This window comes from Achromobacter ruhlandii (assembly GCF_002082135.1).
Lineage (GTDB): Bacteria > Pseudomonadota > Gammaproteobacteria > Burkholderiales > Burkholderiaceae_B > Achromobacter > Achromobacter ruhlandii.
Window position 1 is genome coordinate 2,065,175 of the sequence record NZ_CP017433.1, and the last position, 20,715, is coordinate 2,085,889.

The 20,715-nt window shown below is 69.9% G+C and carries 18 protein-coding genes and 1 pseudogene; 8 read left to right on the forward strand and 11 right to left on the reverse strand.

Annotated elements, in window-relative coordinates:
• The first annotated feature begins 73 nt into the window (after positions 1-73).
• The gene (gene ppk2, locus AruCF_RS09360; RefSeq protein ID WP_054419723.1) at positions 74-1,099 is read left to right on the forward strand and encodes a polyphosphate kinase 2; all 1,026 of its coding nucleotides are present in this window, start codon (positions 74-76) and stop codon (positions 1,097-1,099) included.
• A gap of 22 nt (positions 1,100-1,121) precedes the next feature.
• Here ppk2 and AruCF_RS09365 read toward each other — a convergent pair whose 3' ends face one another.
• The 4 genes from AruCF_RS09365 to AruCF_RS09380 all read right to left on the reverse strand — a co-directional run bounded on the left by AruCF_RS09365 (position 1,122) and on the right by AruCF_RS09380 (position 5,204).
• On the reverse strand, positions 1,122-1,502 hold the full coding sequence (locus tag AruCF_RS09365; protein ID WP_054419688.1) for an RNA-binding S4 domain-containing protein: 381 nt from the start codon (positions 1,500-1,502) through the stop codon (positions 1,122-1,124).
• A 50-nt stretch (positions 1,503-1,552) separates the two neighbouring features.
• Positions 1,553-3,241 (reverse strand): putative bifunctional diguanylate cyclase/phosphodiesterase, encoded by a 1,689-nt coding sequence (locus AruCF_RS09370; RefSeq protein ID WP_174655153.1) that lies wholly within the window; start codon positions 3,239-3,241, stop codon positions 1,553-1,555.
• Between the two features lie 140 nt (positions 3,242-3,381).
• Positions 3,382-4,371: a tripartite tricarboxylate transporter substrate binding protein gene (locus AruCF_RS09375; protein ID WP_063570298.1), complete on the reverse strand. Its 990-nt coding sequence runs from the start codon at positions 4,369-4,371 to the stop codon at positions 3,382-3,384.
• Entirely contained in the window at positions 4,368-5,204 is an 837-nt protein-coding gene (locus AruCF_RS09380) for an amidohydrolase family protein (RefSeq protein ID WP_063570299.1), read from the reverse strand. The genes AruCF_RS09375 and AruCF_RS09380 overlap by 4 nt, the downstream gene beginning before the upstream one ends.
• 130 nt (positions 5,205-5,334) lie before the next feature.
• Here AruCF_RS09380 and AruCF_RS09385 point away from each other — a divergent pair, with 130 nt between their 5' ends.
• Both AruCF_RS09385 and AruCF_RS09390 read left to right on the forward strand, forming a co-directional pair.
• Positions 5,335-6,222 (forward strand): LysR family transcriptional regulator, encoded by an 888-nt coding sequence (locus AruCF_RS09385; RefSeq protein ID WP_054419694.1) that lies wholly within the window; start codon positions 5,335-5,337, stop codon positions 6,220-6,222.
• A gap of 108 nt (positions 6,223-6,330) precedes the next feature.
• Positions 6,331-8,163: an ABC transporter ATP-binding protein/permease gene (locus AruCF_RS09390; protein ID WP_083036675.1), complete on the forward strand. Its 1,833-nt coding sequence runs from the start codon at positions 6,331-6,333 to the stop codon at positions 8,161-8,163.
• A 91-nt stretch (positions 8,164-8,254) separates the two neighbouring features.
• Here AruCF_RS09390 and AruCF_RS09395 read toward each other — a convergent pair whose 3' ends face one another.
• The gene (locus tag AruCF_RS09395; RefSeq protein WP_063570301.1) at positions 8,255-9,058 is read right to left on the reverse strand and encodes an aspartate dehydrogenase; all 804 of its coding nucleotides are present in this window, start codon (positions 9,056-9,058) and stop codon (positions 8,255-8,257) included.
• A 173-nt stretch (positions 9,059-9,231) separates the two neighbouring features.
• Here AruCF_RS09395 and AruCF_RS09400 point away from each other — a divergent pair, with 173 nt between their 5' ends.
• On the forward strand, positions 9,232-9,741 hold the full coding sequence (locus AruCF_RS09400; RefSeq protein ID WP_063570302.1) for a GNAT family N-acetyltransferase: 510 nt from the start codon (positions 9,232-9,234) through the stop codon (positions 9,739-9,741).
• An 18-nt stretch (positions 9,742-9,759) separates the two neighbouring features.
• Here the strand turns inward: AruCF_RS09400 and AruCF_RS09405 are convergent, their stop codons facing one another.
• Positions 9,760-11,148, reverse strand: coding sequence for an amidohydrolase (locus tag AruCF_RS09405; protein ID WP_063583082.1), 1,389 nt, complete (start codon positions 11,146-11,148; stop codon positions 9,760-9,762).
• A gap of 274 nt (positions 11,149-11,422) precedes the next feature.
• Positions 11,423-12,916: an MFS transporter gene (locus AruCF_RS09410; protein WP_068953235.1), complete on the reverse strand. Its 1,494-nt coding sequence runs from the start codon at positions 12,914-12,916 to the stop codon at positions 11,423-11,425.
• 135 nt (positions 12,917-13,051) lie between these two features.
• Between AruCF_RS09410 and AruCF_RS09415 the strand changes: the two genes are divergently transcribed.
• Positions 13,052-13,810, forward strand: coding sequence for a TetR/AcrR family transcriptional regulator (locus AruCF_RS09415; RefSeq protein ID WP_254431185.1), 759 nt, complete (start codon positions 13,052-13,054; stop codon positions 13,808-13,810).
• Here AruCF_RS09415 and AruCF_RS09420 read toward each other — a convergent pair.
• The 4 genes from AruCF_RS09420 to AruCF_RS09435 form a co-directional block, all read right to left on the reverse strand.
• Positions 13,797-14,747 (reverse strand): Bug family tripartite tricarboxylate transporter substrate binding protein, encoded by a 951-nt coding sequence (locus AruCF_RS09420; protein ID WP_054419710.1) that lies wholly within the window; start codon positions 14,745-14,747, stop codon positions 13,797-13,799. The genes AruCF_RS09415 and AruCF_RS09420 overlap by 14 nt on opposite strands.
• A gap of 55 nt (positions 14,748-14,802) precedes the next feature.
• Positions 14,803-16,068 carry a carboxylesterase/lipase family protein gene (locus tag AruCF_RS09425; protein ID WP_083036677.1) on the reverse strand — a complete coding sequence of 422 codons (1,266 nt, stop codon included), beginning with the start codon at positions 16,066-16,068 and terminating at the stop codon, positions 14,803-14,805.
• Positions 16,069-16,235: 167 nt separating this feature from the next.
• Positions 16,236-17,186: an adenosine deaminase gene (locus AruCF_RS09430; RefSeq protein WP_054419714.1), complete on the reverse strand. Its 951-nt coding sequence runs from the start codon at positions 17,184-17,186 to the stop codon at positions 16,236-16,238.
• An 8-nt stretch (positions 17,187-17,194) separates the two neighbouring features.
• The gene (locus AruCF_RS09435) at positions 17,195-18,115 is read right to left on the reverse strand and encodes a LysR family transcriptional regulator (protein WP_059271596.1); all 921 of its coding nucleotides are present in this window, start codon (positions 18,113-18,115) and stop codon (positions 17,195-17,197) included.
• A 163-nt stretch (positions 18,116-18,278) separates the two neighbouring features.
• Here AruCF_RS09435 and AruCF_RS09440 point away from each other — a divergent pair, with 163 nt between their 5' ends.
• The 3 genes and pseudogenes from AruCF_RS09440 to AruCF_RS29470 form a co-directional block, all read left to right on the forward strand.
• Positions 18,279-18,947 carry a hypothetical protein gene (locus AruCF_RS09440; protein WP_157130037.1) on the forward strand — a complete coding sequence of 223 codons (669 nt, stop codon included), beginning with the start codon at positions 18,279-18,281 and terminating at the stop codon, positions 18,945-18,947.
• Positions 18,944-20,308, forward strand: coding sequence for an MATE family efflux transporter (locus AruCF_RS09445; RefSeq protein WP_063570306.1), 1,365 nt, complete (start codon positions 18,944-18,946; stop codon positions 20,306-20,308). Before AruCF_RS09440 ends, AruCF_RS09445 begins: the two co-directional genes overlap by 4 nt.
• A 125-nt stretch (positions 20,309-20,433) precedes the next feature.
• Positions 20,434-20,715, forward strand: a pseudogene (locus tag AruCF_RS29470) (lytic murein transglycosylase); the annotation flags it as partial.

Here is a 20,715-nt window from a genome sequence, read left to right on the forward strand (position 1 = left end):
CACCGCCAGGGCGGGCGCCGCCAGGCGCACCGCCTCGCGTCAGGCCGTCTCCGGCGTCACCACGCCCGCCGGCCTGCCCGCCATCGAGCCCGCGATCCAGGCCCACAAGCGCGTCAATGCGCGCGAGGTCGCCGCGCGCCAGGAAACCACCGCGGTGCTGGCCGACATCGCCCGCCGCTATCAGGTGGGCGAATCCGGCGAAGCCCACGAGGCGCTGCGCTCGGTGATCGAGGAACTGTCGCCCGACGACGCGCTGGCCGTGCATCGCGCGCTGCTCGAAGCCAACGCGCAGGCCGCCGGCGCGCGCCGCAATCCCGACGAGGAGTTGGCGACCGATTGGCGCGAAGGCATCTATCCCTACCGCCATCGCATGCTGCGGCGCAATTATGAAAAGCAGAAATACGCGCTGCAGGTCGAGCTGCTGAAGCTGCAGGCCTGGGTCAAGGCCACCGGGCAGCGCGTGGTGATCCTGTTCGAAGGCCGCGACGCGGCCGGCAAGGGCGGCACCATCAAGCGCATGATGGAACACCTGAACCCGCGCGGCGCGCGCGTGGTGGCATTGGAAAAACCGTCGGACACCGAACGCGGCCAGTGGTACTTCCAGCGCTACGTGCAGCACCTGCCGACCGCCGGCGAGATCGTGATGTTCGACCGCTCCTGGTACAACCGCGCCGGCGTCGAGCGCGTGATGGGATTCTGCTCGCAGGACGAATACCTGCAGTTCCTGCGCCAGGTGCCCGACTTCGAACGCCATCTGGTCACCAGCGGCATCCACCTGGTCAAGTTCTGGTTCTCGGTCAGCCAGGAGGAGCAACGCCGCCGCTTCATGCAGCGCAAGGTGCATCCGCTCAAGCAATGGAAACTGAGCCCCGTGGACCTGGCCTCGCTGGACAAGTGGGACGACTACACCCGCGCCAAGGAGGCGATGTTCGCGCACACCGACACCGCCGACGCGCCGTGGATCGTGGTCAAGTCCGACTGCAAGAAGCGCGCGCGCCTGAACGCCATGCGCTACGTGCTCAGCCGCTTGCCGTACGAAGGCAAGAGCGGCGCGCCGGAACTGGCGCTGGATCCCTTGATCGTGGGGCGGGCGCTGTAGGCGCGCTGCGCGCGGGCGCGGCCTACTTGCCGCGCATCTGGTCGATCAGCCGCCGGTCGCGCTTGGTCGGCCGGCCCGCCGCGATGTCCAGCGCGGGCTCGGGCGCCAGGCGCCGCATCTCGGCCGCGCGTTCGCGCGCGGCCACGCTTTCCGGAGTTTCCTCGTACAGCTGGCGCGCCACCGGCGCCGGACCGCGCGCGCCGCTGACGGCCACCACGCGCACGTGCACCGCCGGGTCTTCCTTGCGGATGCTGACCACATCGCCCGCGCCGACCTCGCGCGCCGGCTTGGCCGGCTGGCCATTGACCTGCACGCGGCCCTTGCCGATTTCGTCCACCGCCAGGCTGCGCGTCTTGTAGAAGCGCGCCGCCCACAGCCATTTGTCGATCCGGATCTTTTCCATCGTCGTCATCGCGAAGTCTTGCCCTCAATCGCACATGATAGCGGCTGGCGTCACGTCGCCTCGCGCAGCAGCGCGGCGAAGCTGCTGGCGGGCAGGGCGCGGCTGAACAGGAACCCCTGCATGGCGTCGCAGCCTTCCTCGATCAGCATCTGGCGCTGCGCCTCCGTCTCCACCCCTTCGGCCAGCGTGCGCATGCCCAGCGAGTGCGCCAGCCGCACCACGCCGCGGATCACGGCGGTGGCGGTCGGCACCTTGCCCAAGGCCCAGACGAACGACTGGTCGATCTTGAGCGTGTCGATCGGCAGCCGCACCAGGTAGGCCAGGCTCGAGTAGCCCGAACCGAAATCATCCAGCGATGCCGAGATGCCGGCCTCGCGCAAGGCGGACAGAATGCCCGAGGCTTTCTCGACATCGCTCATCAGCGAGTTCTCGGTGACCTCCACGTCCAGCAGCGTCGGCGGCACGCCATGCGCCTTGGCCAGTTGCACGATGGTGTTGGCCAGGTCGGGCGCGACCAGTTGCCGCGCCGACAGGTTGAATGAGATGCGCGGCACCGGCAGGCCCTCGGCCAGCCATTCGCTGATGTGCAGGCAGGTGGCGTTGGCCACCCATTCGGTCAGCGCCGATTCCAGCGGCGAATCCAGGATCACGTCCAGGAAGGCGGCCGGCCCCAGCAGGCCGCGGGTCGGATGGCGCCAGCGCAACAGCGCCTCGGCGCCGCACAGCGAGCCGTCGTGCATGCTGATCTGCGGCTGGAAGTGCAGTTCGAACTGGTTGTGGGTCAGCGCGCCCTGGATGTCGCCGCGCAGCGACAGGCGCGCGCCCAGGCCCTGCATCAGTTCGCGGTGATAGACCCGCACCTGGAAACGGCCGGCCGACTTGGCCGCGTACATCGCCGCGTCGGCGTAGTTCAGCAGCATTTCGGCCGATTCGCCAGGCGAGTTCATCAGCGCGATGCCGATGCTGGCGCCCAGCGACACCGAGCGGCCGTGCACGTCGCTGGGGCGCGACAGGGAATTCAGGATTGAATTGGCCAGGGCCTCGGCCGCGCGTTCGTTGGTGCCGCGCAGCACCAGCAGGAATTCGTCGCCGCCGACGCGCGCGCAGAAGATGGAAGGCGTCAGGAACTTGCGCAGGCGTTCTGCCACGTCGCACAGCAACAGGTCGCCCTCGGCGTGGCCGAACGCGTCGTTGACTTCCTTGAAGCGGTCCAGGTCCAGGAACAGCACCGCCAGCGTGGCGCCCTGCGCGGCCAGCGCGGGCTCGGCCTCGGCGATGGCGGCGGACAGCGTGTCCATGCATTGGCGCCGGTTGGGCAAGCCGGTGAGGTAATCGTGGGTGGCCTGGTACTTGAGCTGCGCGGTTTCCTCGCGCTCGCGCGAGACATCGCGGAACAGCACGGCCAGGCCGCCATCGTGGGCGAAGGCGCGCGCCTCGAACCAGGTGGCCAGGGGCGCGTAGTAGCCGGTGTGGCTGGCGGGGTGGCCGGTCTGCATGGCGCCGCGGCAGGCATCGTAATAGCCGGTGCCGACCAGGTCCGGGCAACTGTCCCACAGGCCTTGCCCGATCAGGTCCTGCCTGCCGCGACGCAGCAGCCGTTCGGCGCTCGGGTTGAGGTAGCGGACGCGCCAATCGCGATCCAGGGACAGAAAGCCATCCGTCAGGGCGTCGAGCGTGGCGCCGTCGGCGCCGGCGACCGTGTTGGCGGCGGGGGAGGAGTCGTTGCTGGCTTGGTTCATCTCGTTGCGGATATCCCTGAGCACGATCGCGATGTGCTGTTTTATCGCATCGGCAGGCCGCCGTAAAACCAAAAAAAGGCGCCCCGAAGGGCGCCTAAGACCGGCAAACCGGCATGCGGGCGCATGGCGCCCGCCAGGACTCAATCCAGTTTCAGGCCGGCTTCCTTGACCACGCGCTGCCACTTCTCGATCTCGGCGCGGCGGAAGGTGTCCAGCTCGGCCGGCGTCGAGCCGATCGGCTCGGCGCCGATGCCTTCGAGCTGTTCCGCGATCTGCGGATCCTTCAGCACCTTGGCCAGGGCCTGCGACACCTGGTTGACGATTTCCGGCGGCGTGCCGGCGGGCGCGAACACCGCGTTCCATTCGTAGGTTTCATAGCCGGGCACGCCGGATTCGGCGATGGTGGGCAGGTCCGGCGCGGCCTTGGAACGTTGCGCGCCGCCAACGGCCACCGCGCGCAGCTTGCCGTTCTTCACATGCTGCCAGGCCGAGCCCATGCTGGCGAACATCACCGGCACCTGGCCCGACATCACGTCGATCATGGCCGGGCCGCCGCCCTTGTAGGCGACGTGCTGCAGCTGGGTCTTGGCCAGCAGGTTGAACAGTTCGCCGGCCAGGTGCTGGGCCGAGCCGGGGCCGGCCGAGGCAAAGTAGACATGGTCCTTGGCGTCGGGCTGGCCCAGGCGGATCAGGTCGGCCACGGTCTTCACTTCGTACGACGGCGTCACCACCAGCACGTTGGGCACGCGCAGCAGCAGCGACACCGGCGCGAACGCGGTCAGGGTGTCGAACTGCATCTTGGGGTGCAGTGCCGGATTCTGCGCGTGGTTGGAGGCGTCCAGCATCAGCGTGTAGCCATCGGGCTGGGCCTTGGCGACCACCGCGCCGCCGATCATGCCGCCGGCGCCGCCACGGTTTTCAATGACCACCGGCTGGCCCAGTTCGGCCGCCAGCTTGGGGCCGATCAGGCGGGCCACCACGTCGACCGTGCCGCCGGGCGGGTAGGTCACGACCAGGGTGACGGCGCGCTCGGGATAGGCGGCGGATGCCGTGCCGGCGGCGCCGGCCAGCACACCGGCGGCGGCCAGCAGGCTGGCGCGGCGCGCGAGGCGTTTGAACAGAGGGGTCATTGGAATTCTCCTTGGAATTGGAACAGCCGCAGCGGCGTGTCGGCGAGTACGACGCGCCGCTGCGCGGGGTCATCGATCCAGTCGTCCAGCCACTGCGTGGCAGCGGGATAGGACGCCAGGTGGCGATGCTCGGTGTGGGGCCAGTCGCTGCCCCACATCAGGTGGGCGGGCGTGTAGGCGTCCAGCAATTGCCGCGCGGCCTCGCGGCCCGACGTGGCACAGGCGGCGCCGGTCCAGTTGCGGTAGGGGGCCGACAGCTTGACCCAGACGCGGCCGCTGCCAGCTTGCCGCAGCAGATACTGGAAACCGGGGTCGGCGATGCCAAGTGCCGGGTCGGGACGGCCGAAGTGGTCGACCACCACGCGGCAGCCGGCTTGCAGCAAGGCCGGCATGATATCGGCCAGGCGCGCCGCCTGCACATGGACCTCGACATGCCAGCCGAGCGCGTTGACGCGGTCGAGCAGGTGGCGCCAGGCGGGCGCCGCCAGGCCGGGCAGGTCCAGCCCGATCAGGTTCAGGCGGATGCCGACCACGCCGGCCTCGGCCAGGGCGCGCAGCCCGGCGTCGTCGATGGCGGGATCCACCACCGCCACGCCGCGCAACCGCGCCGGCGCGGCGCGCAGCGCCTCGAGCAGATGGCTGTTGTCGGTGCCCAGGAAGCTGGGCTGCACCAGTACGCCGTGCGACAGCCCGTGCGCGTCCAGCAGGCCCAGGTACTGGGCCAGGGTGGCGTCGTAGTCGGGCGTGTGGCGGCGAGTGTCCGCCAGCGCCAGGCCCTGGTGAAAGACGTGGGCGTGGGTGTCGACGGCGGCGCCGGTGACCGGTGGGGGCAAGGCTGTCTCCTGCGATGTTCTGTATGGGCACCAAGAAGGTGCGCATCTGTAAGGTTCTGTAAGCCGGATTCTAGGCAGACAAGGTATAGTTTTCTATTCTGTAAAACCGCTTTATTTATATTGGATTGATATGGAAACCCGGCATCTGCGGTATTTCCTGGCGGTGGTCGACCACGGCAGCGTCAGCCGCGCGTCGGAATGGCTGGGCATCGCGCAACCGGCCTTGAGCCAGGCCTTGGGACGCATGGAGAAGGATCTGGGCGTGCGCCTGTTCGAGCGTTCGCGCCAGGGGTCCACGCCAACGCCGGCGGCCCTGGCCATCCTGGAAGACGTGCGCGCCAGCATCGCCCGCATCGATGCCGCCGCGCGCCGCGCCCAGGAGATCGGCCGTGGCAGCGCCGGCCAGCTGACGGTGGGGTTGGTGTCGTCGGCGCTGTTCAACACCCTGCCGCGGGCGCTGCGCGAACTGCGGCGCCAGGCGCCCGGCGTGCGCGTGATCCTGCGCGAGATGAGCAACGCCGAGCAGGCCGAGGCCCTGCAGACCGGCGAGATCGACATCGGCCTGATGCATACGCCGGTGGCGGTGGGCGGCCGCATGCGCGAGCGCCAATTGTTGCGCGAGCGGCTGGTGGCGGCGGTGCCGGACGAGTTCGACGTGGCCGCCGACGGCCAGGTCTCGATGGCGCAGATCGCGCGGGCGGGCCTGGTGATGTACCCGCAATCGCAGTTGCCGGCGTTCTACGCCGACATCCTCGATGCCATGCGCAAGGGCGGCCACGACGCCCACGTGGCGCAGGAGGCCAACCGCACGCTGACCGTGCTGGCCTGCGTGGCCGGCGGCTGCGGCGTGGCGCTGCTGCCCAGCTGGATCCGGTCAATGGATTTCAGCGGCGTGCGCTTCTGCGAGGTGCGCGACGGCGATCGCCTGCCCAGCTTCGACCTCAGCGCCATCTGGCCCGCCCGCTCGGTGCCGACCCTGGCGGACCTGTTCGCCAATCTGGACCTGGGCGGCCACTGAGCCGTCCCCGCCGCCGGCGAAGACTTAAGCCACGCTTAAGACGGCGCTTGCGCCGGAACCGCGCCGCCCGTGTCGTTCTAAACAGAAACGACATCGACGGGTGGATGCATGGACCTGGATTGGCAGCAACAGTTGTGGGAAAGCGCGCTGTGGATGGCGCGCGCCTTCGGCGTCAGCGCCATCGCGCTGGCGCTGGTGGCGTTCGCGCTGTCGCGCTGGACCGATTGGGGGCGCAAGTTCTGGCGCCTGGCCTGGCCCTACCTGACGCCGCGACGCAGCTGGCGCCCGCTGCTGACGCTGGCGGCGCTGCTGTTCCTGGCCATGTTCTCGGTCCGCATGACGGTGCTGTTTTCCTTCTGGTACAACGGTTTCTACAGCGCTCTGCAGGCGCTCGACGCGCACGCGTTCTGGCGCTTCCTGGGCATCTTCGCGGTGCTGGCCACGGTGCACGTGGTGCGCACCCTGATCGACAGCTACGCCGGCCAGGCGTTCGACATCCACTGGCGCGTCTGGCTCAACGACCGGCTGACCGGCGACTGGCTGGCCGCGCGCGCCTACTACCGCGGCCATTTCGTGGCCGAACCGGTGGACAACCCCGACCAGCGCATCGAGCAGGACATCGCCGCGTTCGTGACCGGCTCGCGCACGCTGGCGATCGGCGCGCTCAGCGCCGTGGTCTCGCTGGTGGCGTTCACCGCGATCCTGTGGAACCTGTCCGGCGCGCTGGACGTGGCGGGGGTGGAGATCCCGCGCGCCATGGTGTTCATGGTGTACCTGTACGTCATCGAGGCCACGCTGTTCGCGTTCCGCATCGGCCGGCCGCTGATCCTGTTGAATTTCCTGTCCGAACGGCTGACCGCCAATTTCCGCTATGCGTTGCTGCGCTTGCGCGAGAACGCCGAGAACGTGGCCTTCTACCAGGGCGAGGCGGTCGAGCGCGCCACGCTGTGGACGCGCTTCTCGGCCTACATCGCCAACCTGTGGGCGCGCGTGTACCGGGGCCTGAAATTCGATGGCTTCAACCTGGTGGTGAGCCAGGTGGCGGTAGTGTTTCCGTTTCTGCTGCAGGCGCAGCGCTTCTTCAGCGGCGCGATCAAGCTGGGCGACGTGATGCAGACCTCGCAGGCGTTCGGCCAGGTGCAGGATTCGCTGTCGTTCTTTCGCACCTCGTACGATGCCTTCGCGCAGTACCGCGCCACGCTCAACCGCCTGGCCGGCTTTCTGGATGCCAACGCGGCCGCGCGCGCGCTGCCCGTCATCGAGGCGCAGCCCTTGCCCGACGCGCTGGAGATCTCCGGGCTTGAGGTGTCGCATCCCGATGGCCGGGCGTTGTTGCGGAACCTCGATCTATCGCTGCGCCCGGGGCAGGCGCTGTTGATCAAGGGGCCGTCCGGCAGCGGCAAGACCACCTTGCTGCGCGCGGTGGCGGGCCTGTGGCCCTATGCGCGCGGAACCGTGCGGCGGCCGCGGGGAGCGGCGGCGCTGTTCCTGTCGCAACGGCCCTATCTGCCGCTGGGCAGCCTGCGCGATGCCGTGGCCTATCCCGGGCAGGCGCGGGCTGGCGACGATGCGCGCCTGGCATCGGCTTTGCGCTCGGTGAACCTGGGGCACCTGGTCGACCGGCTGGATCACGAGGCCGACTGGTCGCGCATCCTGTCGATCGGCGAACAGCAGCGCGTGGCGTTCGCGCGGGTGCTGTTCAACCGGCCGGCCATCGTGTTCCTGGACGAGGCCACCTCGGCCACCGACGAAGGGTTGGAACACATGCTGTACGGTTTGCTGCGCGAGCAGCTGCCGCTCGCCATGCTGGTCAGCGTCGGCCATCGCGGCACGCTGGACGCGTTCCATACCCACCGGCTGGACCTGAACGGAGAGGGCGGCTGGCGCGCCGGACAGCTGGCCGCGGCGCCGGGGCCGGTGCCGACGTGGGCGGCGGCCTGAGGCCGGCGCGAGACTTTCCGCCGCGCGGCCCGGTCCCGGTGGCCGGCCGCCGGCACGGGCGCGGGCGGCGCCCGTCGTGCGCGGATGTTGCTCAGGTCCCGACCCGCAGCGGCCCGGTCAGCTTGCGCAGCGCCGCGATCACGCTTTGCGCGGTGATGCGGCCGGTCTTGGGGTTGGCCGACGGGATGTTCTGGATCTCCATCGAGAACGAGGCGGCGTCGGACACCACTTCGACGCGGTGCACGTTGCGCTCCAGTGACGGATCGGCCCAGATTTCCAGCGTGGTGCGGTCCGGGCCGATGCCGGCCAGCGACACGCTCACGGCCACGTTCAGGTTGGCCGGGAAGCCCACCGCCGCCTCGCGCGGCGAGCCGCGGAAGATCAGGCGCGGTTCGGTGATGCCGTCGATGTCGATATTGTTCTCGGTCAGGTAGGGCGCGCCCAGCAGGCCACGCACCGGCTTGCGCGTGATCATCGTGACCGAGTGGATCTCGCCCTCGGCGGCGGCGGTGATCGCGTCCAGGCCCAGGATGGCGCCGGACGGCACCAGGATCTGGCCGTGGTGGCGGCGCGCGACCTCGATCAGGTCGTCTTGGCGCAGCAGCGCGCCGGAACTCAGCACCACCAGCTTCTTGCCGGCCGTCAGCACCGGCTCGGCCAGTTCGCGGAACACGGCGGCGGGGGCGCATTCGACCACCACGTCGCAATGGTCGGCCAGCGCGCCGATGGTGGTGAATACCGGCTTGGCGTTCCGCCAGGCCACCGTGGGCGCGGCCTGGGGATCGCGCACGGCCACGGCGGCCAGCGTCAGGCCGGGCAGCCCGGCGTCCAGGGATTGCGCCACGGCCTGGCCGATGGCGCCGAAGCCGGCGATGCCGACGCGGTAGCTGTTCATGGAAGATTCCGGAGGAAGGGGCGCGAAGGCGCCATCAGGTTCGCGGGCCGGCCGGCGTCAGCGTGGCCGGCCAGGGTCGGCGGTCACTGTAGCGAGGGGCCGGGCGGGCGTCAATCATCGCCGGGCTTACACTCGCGGTCTGTGCCATGCATTCATCGCCAAGGAGAAGGGCCATGCGGATTTCCGCCGAAACCCCCGACGACATCGACGCCATTTTCACGCTGACGCAGCAGGCGTTCGCGGATCATCCGCATAGTCAGCAGACCGAGGGTTACATCATCGACGCGCTGCGCGCGGCCGGCGCGCTGACGCTGTCCCTGGTGGCGCGCGAGGACGGCAGGGCCGTGGGCCACATCGCCTTTTCGCCTGTCGCGATCAGCGACGGCGCGGCGGATTGGCATGGGCTCGGACCGGTGGCGGTGCTGCCCGCGATGCAGGGGCGCGGCATCGGCGCGGCCTTGATCGAGGCTGGCCTGGCCGCGCTCAAGGCGCGCGGCGCGGCCGGCTGCGTGGTGATGGGCGATCCGGCGTACTACACGCGCTTCGGCTTCACGGCGACGCCGGCGCTGACCTACCCCGGCGTGCCGCCGGCGTACTTCATGGCGCAGGCGTTCACACGGCCGGCGGCCGGTCAAGTCGCCTATCACGCGGCGTTCGCGGCCATCGGGCCGGCGTCCGATTGACGCGCGGCCCGAGGCGCATCATGTGCCCTTGGCGGCCTTGGCCATGTAGTCGACCGTCAGGTTGGACAATGCGCGCACGCCGTTGATCAGGCCCGACTCGTCCACATAGAAGCGCGGCGAATGGTTGGGCGCGGCGGTGTCGGGATTGACGTCCTTGGGCGTGACGCCTAGGTAGAAGAACATGCCCGGCACCTTCTCCTGGTAGAACGAGAAGTCCTCGGACGCCGTCGACTTGGGCTGCAGGCCGTAGTTGCCTTCGCCCGCCACGCGCCGCAGCGTGCCGCCCATCTCCTCGGTCAGGCCGGGATTGTTGACGGTGGCGTTGTACAGCTCCACCACCCGCACGTCGGCCTTGGCGCCGGCGCTTTGCGCGATCTGCGTGGCCGTGCGTTCGATGCGCTGGTGGATGTCCTTCTTCATGCCCTCGTCATACGTGCGGATGGTGCCCGTCATGGCGACGCTGTCCGGCACGATGTTCATGCGGTTGCCGCCGTGGATCGCGCCCACGGTGATGACGGCCGGCTCCAGCATGCTGTTGATCTGGCGGCTGGGAATGGTCTGCAGGCCCAGGATGATCTGCGAGCTGACCACGATCGGGTCGATACCCGACCACGGCCGCGCGCCGTGCGTCTGCTTGCCGGTCACGTCGATCCAGAACTGGTCGGCCGCGGCCATCGCCGGGCCGCTGCGCCACGACAGCTTGCCCACCGGATAGCTGCTGGAGACATGCAGGCCGAAGATCGCGTCGACCTTGGGATTGTCCAGCACACCTTCCTGCACCATCATCTTGGCGCCCCAGATCTTCTTGCCGTCCGGCTCGAAGTCGGCGGGACTCTCCTCGGCCGGCTGGAAGATGAACTTGACGCTGCCGGGCAACTGGTCCTTCATGCCGGCCAGCACTTCGGCGGTGGCCATCAGGATGGCGGTGTGGGCATCGTGGCCGCAGGCGTGCATCACGTCCACTTCCTTGCCCAGGTAGGTGCCCTTGGCCTGGGAGGCGAAGGGCACGTCCACCTGCTCCTTGACCGGCAGCGCGTCCATGTCGGCGCGCAGCGCCACCACCGGGCCGGGCTTGCCGCCCTTTAGCAGCGCCACCACGCCGGTCCCGGCCACGCCGGTCTTCACTTCCATGCCGAGCGCGCGCAGATGGTCGGCCACCAGCTTGGACGTGCGCGTTTCCTGGTTGCCCAGTTCGGGATGCTGGTGGATGTCGCGGCGCCAGGCGATGAGCTTGTCTTCGATGGCCTTGGCGCGCTGGTCGATCTGCGCGGCCAGTTCCGGCATGGGCGCCGGCGCCAGCGGCCCTTGCGTGCCGGGCGCGCTTTGCGCGGCGGCGGCGCCGCTCAACGCCAGGTGCGCGGCCAGCGCCAGCGGGGCCAGGCGGAACAGGATCTTGCGGTGTTGCATGGCATGTCTCCTCTTGGTTGTTAACCTGTTATTGGGCGGAGATATTACCGGAGCGCATGCGCGGCGGCGCGCTTGTTACGCCTGCTTAAAAACGCCGCTGTTTGATTCCGGGCGCTGGAATTCCGCGCCTTGGAATTGCGCGCCCCGCCTGGGTTTGGACGACTCGCCGCGAGGCCCGCGCGGTCTCGTTGGAGTCGCGCGGCAACGGGTCGCGCGGCAACGGGTCGCGCGGCGCGACGTCCAGCGTTATCGCGACAAGGCCCGCGCCTGTCGCTTACGCGGCCCGCAACACCGGCCGCGCGCCGCGCGTGACCCACAGCAGCACCAGCGCCGCCAGCAGCGAGGCCACGCCGGCGCCAGCCATGGCGGCATGGAAACCACTGGCCAATGCGTCGGCGAACAACGCCGCCACGCCATCGGGTTGCGCCGGCAGCGCGTGCCGGGTGACCGCCACGCGCGCCACCGCCTGCGCATCCGGCTGGCCCAGCCGCGCCAGCGCCGCGGCCAGGTGCTCGACCGCGCGGCTGCTCATCAGCGCGCCGAGCAGCGCGATGCCGATGGTCATGCCGGTCTGGCGCAGCGCATTCATGGTGGCCGAGGCCATGCCCGAGCGCTCGCGCGGCACGGTCGCCATCACCGCCATGCTGGTGGCCGGCACCGACAGTCCCATGCCCAGGCCCAGCAGCACCATCAGCGAACCCGATAGCGCATAAGGCGTGTGGGCGTCGAAGCGCATCATGCCCAGCATGGCCGCGCCGACCATGGCATAGCCCGCGATCATCAGCCGCGGCAGGCCGAAGCGCTGGTTCAACCGGCCGAACACCGTCGACACGATGCCGGTGGCCACGAACTGCGGCGCCAGCTGCCAGCCCGTCTCCAGCGGCGTCAGGCCGCGCACGTGCTGCAGATAGAGCGAGAAGAAGAACAGGCTGCTGTAGGCGCCGAATCCCATCACGAACGAGGCGAAGTTGGTGCTGGCGAAGCCCGCGTCGCGGAACAGGCCCAGCGGCAGGATGGGACGCGCCACGGTGTGCTCGACCCACAGGAAGGCGACCAGCCCGAGCGCGGCCACGGTCAGCGCGGCGAGGGTGGCCGGCGCCTGCCAGCCGTGTTCGCCGGCGGTGATCAGGCCATAGGTCAGCGCGCCCAGCCAGACCACGCTCAGGGCCTGCCCGACCGGATCGAAGGCGGCATGCTCGGGATGCGCGCTTTCCTGGATGCCCCAGGCGCCCAGCGCGATCGCCAGCGCGCCCACCGGCAGGTTGATCAGGAAGATGCTCTGCCAGCTGAAGTGCGCCACCAGCAGGCCGCCCAGCATCGGGCCGACGATCAGCGAGATGGCATTGCACGAGGCCCACAGGCCGATGGCGCGGGCGCGCTCGGCGGGGTCGGGAAAGGCCTGGGTCAGCAGCGACATCGCGCCCGGAATCAACAGTGCGCCGGCCACACCCTGCACCGCGCGGCCCGCCAGCAGCAGCGGCAGGTTGTCGGCCAGTCCGCACAAGGCCGAACCCAGCGTGAACAGCGCCACGCCCGCCAGCCACGAGCGCTTGCGGCCGTAGCGGTCGCCCAGCGGCCCGGCCGACAGCATGAAGGCCGACAGGAACAGCGCGTAGGCGTCCACCACCCATTGCAGGCCGGCCATGTCGATGCGCAGCGCCGCCTGCATGGTGGGCAGGGCGACATTGACGATGCTGATGTCCAGGATGGTGATGAAACTGCCCAGGTTGACGGCGAACACCAGGGCGCGGCGGCGGGAGGCAAGCATGCGGAAGGGCCGTGAAGGGGAGGGAAAGCGTATTCTAGTAATCGACTGACCGTCGGTCAATAAATAAAAAGACGCATTCCCGGATGTTTCCGGGCGGCAAGCGGGACGCGTCCTCTACACTGCGGATCGTTGAAAATGAAAGGATTCCCCCTCGCGATGGCCCGTTCCGCCAAGTCCCCCGGCAAGCCCGACGCCAAGCCCGGCGCCGAGCCTGGCGCCAGGCCGGACACCCGGCCCGCCGGCAAGCCGGACTCCAGGCCCGCCGGTAAGCCGGACTCCCGGCGCGGCGCCCATGCCCGCGCCGCCACGCCGCGCACCAAGCCCGCGCCGGTGCGCCTGGACGAACTGATGGCGGCCGCCGAAGATCTGTTCGTGCGCCAGGGCGTCGAGGCCACCACCATCGACCAGATCGTGGCGCAGGCCGGCGTGGCCAAGGGCACCTTCTATCACTACTTTTCATCCAAGGCGGACGTGCTGGCGGCGCTGCGCGTGAAGTTCTCGCAAGGCTTCCTGGACCGTATCGACGCGGCCATGGCGGCCTGCGCGCCGGACGATGGCGTGGCGCGCCTGCAGGCCTGGACGCGCGCCGGCGTGCAGGCCTATTTCGAGGGCTACGCGTTGCACGATGTCGTGTTCCATGACGTCAACCATCCGCATCGCGGCGCCGCCGAACGCGCGGCGGTGCTGGCGCAGGCCGAGGCCATGCTGCGCGCCGGCCAGCAGGCCGGCTGCTGGCGGCTGGCGCAGCCGGCCTTGACCGCGATCCTGCTGTACCACGGCATGCATGGCGCGGTCGATGACGCCATTGCGCGTGGCGCGGCCGACGCCAACGCGCTCGCCGCCAGCCTGATCCCGCCGTTCCTGCGGCTGGTGGGCGCGCCTACTGCAGCTTGATTCCCAGTTCCTTGATCAGCGGGCCCATCTCGGCGCGGTCGGCGGCGATGGTGTCGGCCAGTTCCTGCGCGCTGCCGCCGATCGGAATCATGCCCAGCGTTTCCATCTGCGCCTTCATTGCCGGTTGCTTGAGGATGTCCGCCACCGATTGCTGGATCCGGGCCACGCGCTCGGCCGGCACGCCGGCCGGCGCCATCAGGCCGATCCAGGGTTGCGGCGCGTAGTCGCCCATGCCCGATTCGCGCAGGGTCGGCGTGTCCGGCAGGCCGGCGAAGCGGGTCGGACTGGTGATGGCCAGCGCGCGCAGCCGGCCGCTGTCGATCAGGCCCTTGGAACTGGAGGGCGCGTCCAACCCCACGTCGAGCTGGCCGCCGATCAGGTCGTTCTGCGTCTTGCCGGACGAGGACGACGGAATGTACAGCGCCTTGATGCCGGCGCGCCGCGCGGTCTGCTCCCACACCAGGTGGAAGGCGGTGCCGATGGAGAACGAACCCACCGCCAGGCTGCGTGTCTTGCTCTCGCGCACGAAATCCTGCCAGGTCTTGATCGGGCTGTCGCTGGGTACGATGAAGATGAACGGCGTGCGCGCCACCAGCGCCACCGGCTGCAGGTCCTTCTGCGGATCGAACGGCAGGCTGTCGACCGCGAACGGCACGATGGTCACGGAAGACGCCACCACCATGCCCAGCGTGTAGCCGTCGGGCGCCGATTTCACCAGCGCGCCGGTGCTGATGATGCCGGACGCGCCCGGCTTGTTTTCCACCACCACCGGCTGCCCCCAGGCGGCGGACAGCTTGCTGGCGAGCACGCGCAGCATCACGTCGACCGGGCCGCCCGGCGGGTTGGAGACGATGATCTTGACCGGCTTGTCCGGATAGGCCGCGCCGGCGGCGGCGGGCAGCAGCAGGGCGAGCGCGATGGCGAGTCGTTTGAACATTGGTATTCCCCTTGTCGGTGTTGGATGCGCCGGGTCTTGCGCCCGGCGTTCGGCTTCATGCCAGGACTTGCAGGTGCGGCGCGGGCGGCCAGGCGGGCGCCTCGCCGCGGATGAAAGCGATCCAGGCGTGTTGTGTCGCGCGGGCCAGGGCGGCGGCCTGCGTGGGCGGCAGGCCCCGCAGCATGGGCGCGGCGGCAAAGGCGTCGAGCGTGTCGAAGACGAACGGCAGTTCGATGCAATGGCAGGCCTGGAAGCGCGCCGTGGGCGCCACATCGAAGCGCGCCAGCCAGGCCTGGCGGCCCTGCGCGGCGGCATCCACGGCCCATTGCCGCGACGGCGCGCCGAACACGGCTTCGCTGGCCAGCGCGCAGTCGGGCCCGTCGCCGTCGGGAAAAGCCGCCATTTCGTCGCGGGTATAGCTGACCAGCACGTCGGCGCGGCCGGCCGCCGCGGTCAAGGCCGGGACGATGTCGACGGGCAGCACATGGCCGTCGAGCACCGGGCCAAACAGGCTGCGGCGGCTGCCTTCCGATTGCAGGGCGGCCACGACCTGTGGCGCCTGCTGCGCGGCCAACAGGCGCTCGACCGGCAGGGCGCGGGCCTGCTCAAGATCGTTGGCGCCGGCGGCATCCAGCAACACCTGCCCCAATGCCGCAGCCTGCGCGCTGTCGCGAAAGCCGCGGCCGAGCGCCGCGCTTTGCAGGATGGCACGCCCAAAGCGCGGCCGCCGCGCGAGCATGGCGCAGATCGACGAGGCGCCGGCCGACTGGCCCATCAGCGTGACGCGCGCGGGGTCGCCGCCCAGGTCCTGGATGTTGTCGAGCACCCAGTCGATGGCGCATTCCTGGTCCAGCAGGCCGACGTTGGCGGTCTGGCCAGGCACATGCAGCCAGCCCAGCGCGGCCAGCCGGTAGTTCACCGCCACCACCACCAGGTCGCCGCGCGCCGCCAGGCGCGCGCCGTCATACCAGTCCAGCGCGCCGCCGCCGCTTTGCCAGGCGCCGCCGTGCAGCCACACCACCACCGGCCGGCGGCGTGCGTCCGCGGCGGGCGTCCACACCGTCAGGTGCAGGCAGTCTTCGTCCTGCGGCGCCTGGAAGTCGCCCATGGCGCCGCGCAGGCGCGACGGCAACTGCGGCGCCACGCAGCCGGGACGGGTGGCATCGCGCGGGCCGCTCCAGCGCGCCGGCTCGGGCGGCGCGAAGCGCAATGGGCCCACCGGCGGCTCGGCGTAGGGAATGGCGCTGAAGCGGCACACGCCGCCATCGCGCGAACCGGTCAGCATGCCGGCGCGCAGCCTGGCCTGGACGGTGTCTGTCATGTGGTCTTGCCCCTTGTCGTCATGGTCTGCGGCGGACGGCGTGCAGGGCGTCGTCCGCTCAGGACTATGGTAGGGACGAACGGGGCCGTGCGGGCATGCCGGTTTCGAACCAGGCCATGCGCAACCCGCATGGCCGCGCCGGCGGGCGGCGGCCGTGCGGGACGGGCTTACTTCAGGATGCGCGCATCCATGCTGTTGTCGGCCAGCGCCTGGGCCTGCGCCTGGCTCATGCCCAGGTGTTCGTACAGCGCGTGGAAGTTCTCGGTGACGTAGCCGCCGAAATAGGCCGGGTCGTCGGAATTGACCGTGACCTTCACGCCGGCGTCCAGCAGCGACAGGATGTTGTGCTCAGACATGTGGTCGAACACGCGCAGGCGGGTGTTCGACAGCGGACACACGGTCAGCGGGATCTGCTCGTCGATCAGGCGCGCCATCAGGCGCGGGTCCTCGGCGGCGCGCACGCCGTGGTCGATGCGCAGCACTTTCAGCAGGTCCAGCGCCTCCCAGATGTATTCGGGCGGGCCTTCCTCGCCGGCGTGGGCCACGGCCGGCAGGCCTTCGGCGCGGGCGCGGTCGAAGACGCGCTGGAACAGGCGCGGCGGAAAGCCTTTTTCGCTGCTGTCCAGGCCGACGGCGATGAACGCGTCGCGATAGGGCAGCGCTTCTTCCAGCGTGCGCATGGCCGCTTCCTCGGGCAGGTGGCGCAGGAAGCTCAAGATCAGGCCGCTGCTGATGCCGAGCTTCCTGCGGCCGTCTTCCAGCGCCTGGCTGATGCCGTCCAGCACCACCTTGAACGGCACGCCGCGGTCGGTGTGGGTCTGCGGATCGAAAAAGGGCTCGGTGTGCACCACGTTCTGCTCGTGGCACTTGACCAGGTAGTCCCAGGTCAGGTCGTAGAAATCCTGCTCGGTGCGCAGCACGTCGGCGCCGCGGTAATACAGGTCGAGGAATTCCTGCAGGTTGCCGTAGTTGTAGGCCGCGCGCAGGGCATCCATATCGGGCCACGGCAGCGCCACGCCGTTGCGGCGGGCCAGCCGGAACAGCAGCTCGGGTTCGAGCGTGCCTTCCAGGTGCAGGTGCAGTTCCGCCTTGGGCAGAGAGTTGAGCCAGTCGTACATGGGTGCTCCTAAGTCGAGGTATTGATGGCCTGCGCCACGGTGTCGGCGAATGCGCGCGCCTGGCGCGTGCTGGGGCGGTCGCGGCGCCAGATGGCGGCCAGCGGCGATTTGCGCAGCGCCGGCCGGGCCGCCAGCACCACCACTTCGCCGCGTGCCGCGCGCACCGCCGCGACGCTGCCCGGCAGCATCCACAGGTAGGGACCGACCGTCAGCATCTCGCGGCCGAATTCCAGCGACAGGGCGCCGATCATATCCGGAATCGGCAGCCCCTCGCGATGCAGCACCATTTCCAGTTCACCGCGGATACGGCTGCCGGGCAGGGCGGTGATCCAGGGATAGGCCACGCACTCGGCCAGCGTGGCATCGGCGCGCTCCGCCAGCGGATGGCCGGGGGCGCACACCAGCACCACCGGATCGTCCAGCAGGTTGGCCGAGCGGTAGATGCGCGGGTCCACCGTGGACGAGAAGCGGCTGATCAGCACATCCAGCGCGCCCGCGTCCAGGTCTTCGATCAGGCGTTCATGGGTGCCGATCTCCAGCGTCAGGGTGATGCGCGGATAGGTCTCGCGAAAGCGCGTCGCCGCCTGCGCCACCGGCCAGCCGGCAAACATCGAAAAGCAGCCCACCGTCAGGCTGCCCTCGTCGCCGCGCGAGAGCGCCGCCAGGTCGATCTCGGCCTTGCGGAATCCCGTCAGCAGCTGGCGCGCGTGGCGGCACATGGCCTCGCCCAGCGGCGTACAGCTGGTGCCGCGGGCGGTGCGCTCGAACAGCCGCGCGCCCACCAGTTCCTCGATCTCGGCGATGGCGCGCGACAGGCCGGACTGCGTGCTGTGCAGCTGCGCCGCCGCCTTGGACAGATTGCCCAGCTCGGCCACCGTCAGCACGATTTCCAGGTGCCGGGTGCGGAGTTTTCCTTTGAAGGGCGTCATGGCGGGCGGGGCAGTGGCGATGCGCCGATTATTGACCCGCGCCGGGTGCTTGGCAACGCGGCCCTGGCGTTTCGGTATAGTTCGTCGCCAGGGAGGCGCAGGTGCGATGCGTATGACGACAAGACGGGAATCCGGGCGGCCCGGGGCCGCGCGACGATGGCTGATGACGGGGCTGGCGCTGGCGGCGCTGGCCGGCTGCGGCGTGTCGACCGTGGACGCCGTGCGCGTGACCTGGCCGCCGTTCAAGGAAGGCACGGCGCTGACGCTGCCGTCCGATCCGTCGCAGTGCCCCGACCTGTCCGGCACTTACCGGGTGGCGGGTGAACCGCGGGGTGAGCCGCCTGCGGGGGAGGGCGCCACCGGCATGGCCGACCTGCGCCAATTCCTGGCCTACACCCTGGATCTGGCGGGCCTGCCGGATACCTCGGAACATGCCTGGCGCCCCACGGCGGCCGCCAGCGTCACCTTCGCGGCGGTGCCGGAAGGCTGGCGGATCCTGGCCGATGACGGCCAGGGCGGCCGCTTCACCGGCCTGCTGCCGCTGCGCGACGGCACGGCGGGCTCCCCCGGTCCGGCGGATGGCCCGCCGCTGGCCCGGACCGACATCCAGCACTTCGGCGGCTGCACCCAGGGCCGCTACTGGATCAGCGCCCGGCGCGACTGGCGCCAGTATGAATCCATGGGCGTGTTCCGCACCGTGGCGCTGCTGCGGCCACAGGCGGGCGGATTGCTGGTGAGCGTGCAGCGCGAGTCGCACAGCATCGGCCTGCTGCCGTGGTATTCGTCGGATGAGGTGCGCTCGCAGTATTGGTTCGGGCCGCGCCAGCCATGACGGCCGCTGTCGCCGTGCCCGCGCGTTTCGTCTCCGGACCGCTGCGCGGCCACGTGCTCGAGATGGTCCTGACCGGCTGGGCCAGCATGCTGGCCGTGTTCGCCGTGGAATTCCTGACCCTGCTGTACCTGGGGACGCTGCGCGATGAGGCTGTGCTGGCAGCGGTGGGCTTCGGTTCCATGATGCTGTTCACGGTCACGTCGATCTGCATCGGCGTGACTGTCGGCGGCGCGGCGCAGGTCTCGCGCGCGCTGGGCGCCGCTGACGCGCGGCGCGCGCGCGGCTTGGCCGCCGCCTCGCTGGTTCTGATGGCGGTGGCCACGGTGGTATCCGTGGCGGCATTCCTGTTTGCGGTCGGACCGTTCACCAGAGCGATTGGCCTGGCTTCGGACGTGCGCGCATTGTTGCTGTCGTACGTGGCCGTCACCGCGCCGTTTTCTGTGGTGATGGGCGTGGGCATGATGCTGTCCAACCTGTTGCGCGCCGCCGGCCACGGACGCCAGTCCATGTGGGTGCTGTTGGCGGGGATTGCTACCGTGGCGATCCTGGACCCCGTGGTGATCTTCTTGTTCAACGGCGGCATGCAGGGCGTGGCCTGGGCCGGCGGCGCGGGGCGGATGGCGACGGTCGTGCTGGGGACTTGGCTGGTGTTCGGGCGCCATCGCTTGGTGGCGTGGCCGGCATGGACAGGTCTGCGCGCCGATCTGGCTGAGGTCGGTCGTATTGCCCTGCCTGCCACCTTGAGCGCGCTGGCAACGCCGGCAGCGGTGGTCTTTACCGCCTCGACCTATGCCGGATTCGGCTCCAGCACCATGGCGGGCGCCACCGTGGTGGACCGGATTCTGCAGCTGTCATATTCGCTGTTCTTCGTGTTGCCGGGCGCCATTGGGCCGATCCTGGGCCAGAATCTCGGGGCCGGCCATTGGCCGCGCGTGCGGCAGACCGTGGGCATCACCGCCAGGATGGCCCTGGGCTATGGCGCCTGCGTGGCGATCCTGCTGGCGCTGCTTGCGCCATGGATTGCCGACTTGTTCCAGGTCAGTGGCCCGGGGCGCGAACTCGTCATGGTGTTCTGCCGCTACGCCAGCTTCATTTGGGCGCTGAACAGCGTGTTCTTCGTTTCGGTGGCCGTCTTCAATAACCTGGGCTATGCCAGCTATGCGACCGCGGTCGGCTGGTTGCGCGCCACCGTCGGCACGCTGCCCTTTGTGTGGCTGGGCGCGCGCTATGGTGACGCCGAAGGCGTGCTGCTGGGGCAGACCCTGGGTTTCGCGTTGTCGAGCCTGCTGGCGCTGGTGCTCTGCCTGCGTGTGTTGCGCCACCCGCCGCCCGGCCTTTCGCCGGCACGCGCCCTGGCCTGAGACTGGAAGCGCAAGCCGCTTGGCCCGGGTCGGGCTCGCCAGCCGCTGTCGCTGGCAGGCGCCGGTTCGATTTCGGCGCCCGCTCGCGGTACGATCCGGGCTGACTTCGATTTTTCAGGATTACCATGCGACAGAATGCGCTTCGCACCCGAATCGATCCCCTGGCGCGCGCCGTCCTGGCCGCCACGCTGAGCGTCGCCGCCTTGGGCGCCGCCCAGGCCCAGTCGCCTTCTTCGGCCACCGGTACGCGCAGTCCCGGGGCCCAGCCTTCCTCGTCCGGACCGGTGCTGACGCCCAAGCGCAGCTTCGACGATCCGGCCACGCCGGCCGCGGCCCCTGCCGCCGCGCCCGCAGCGGCGCCGGACGATTCGGCGGCCGCGCCGCCGACGAACATGCGCGTGCCCGAC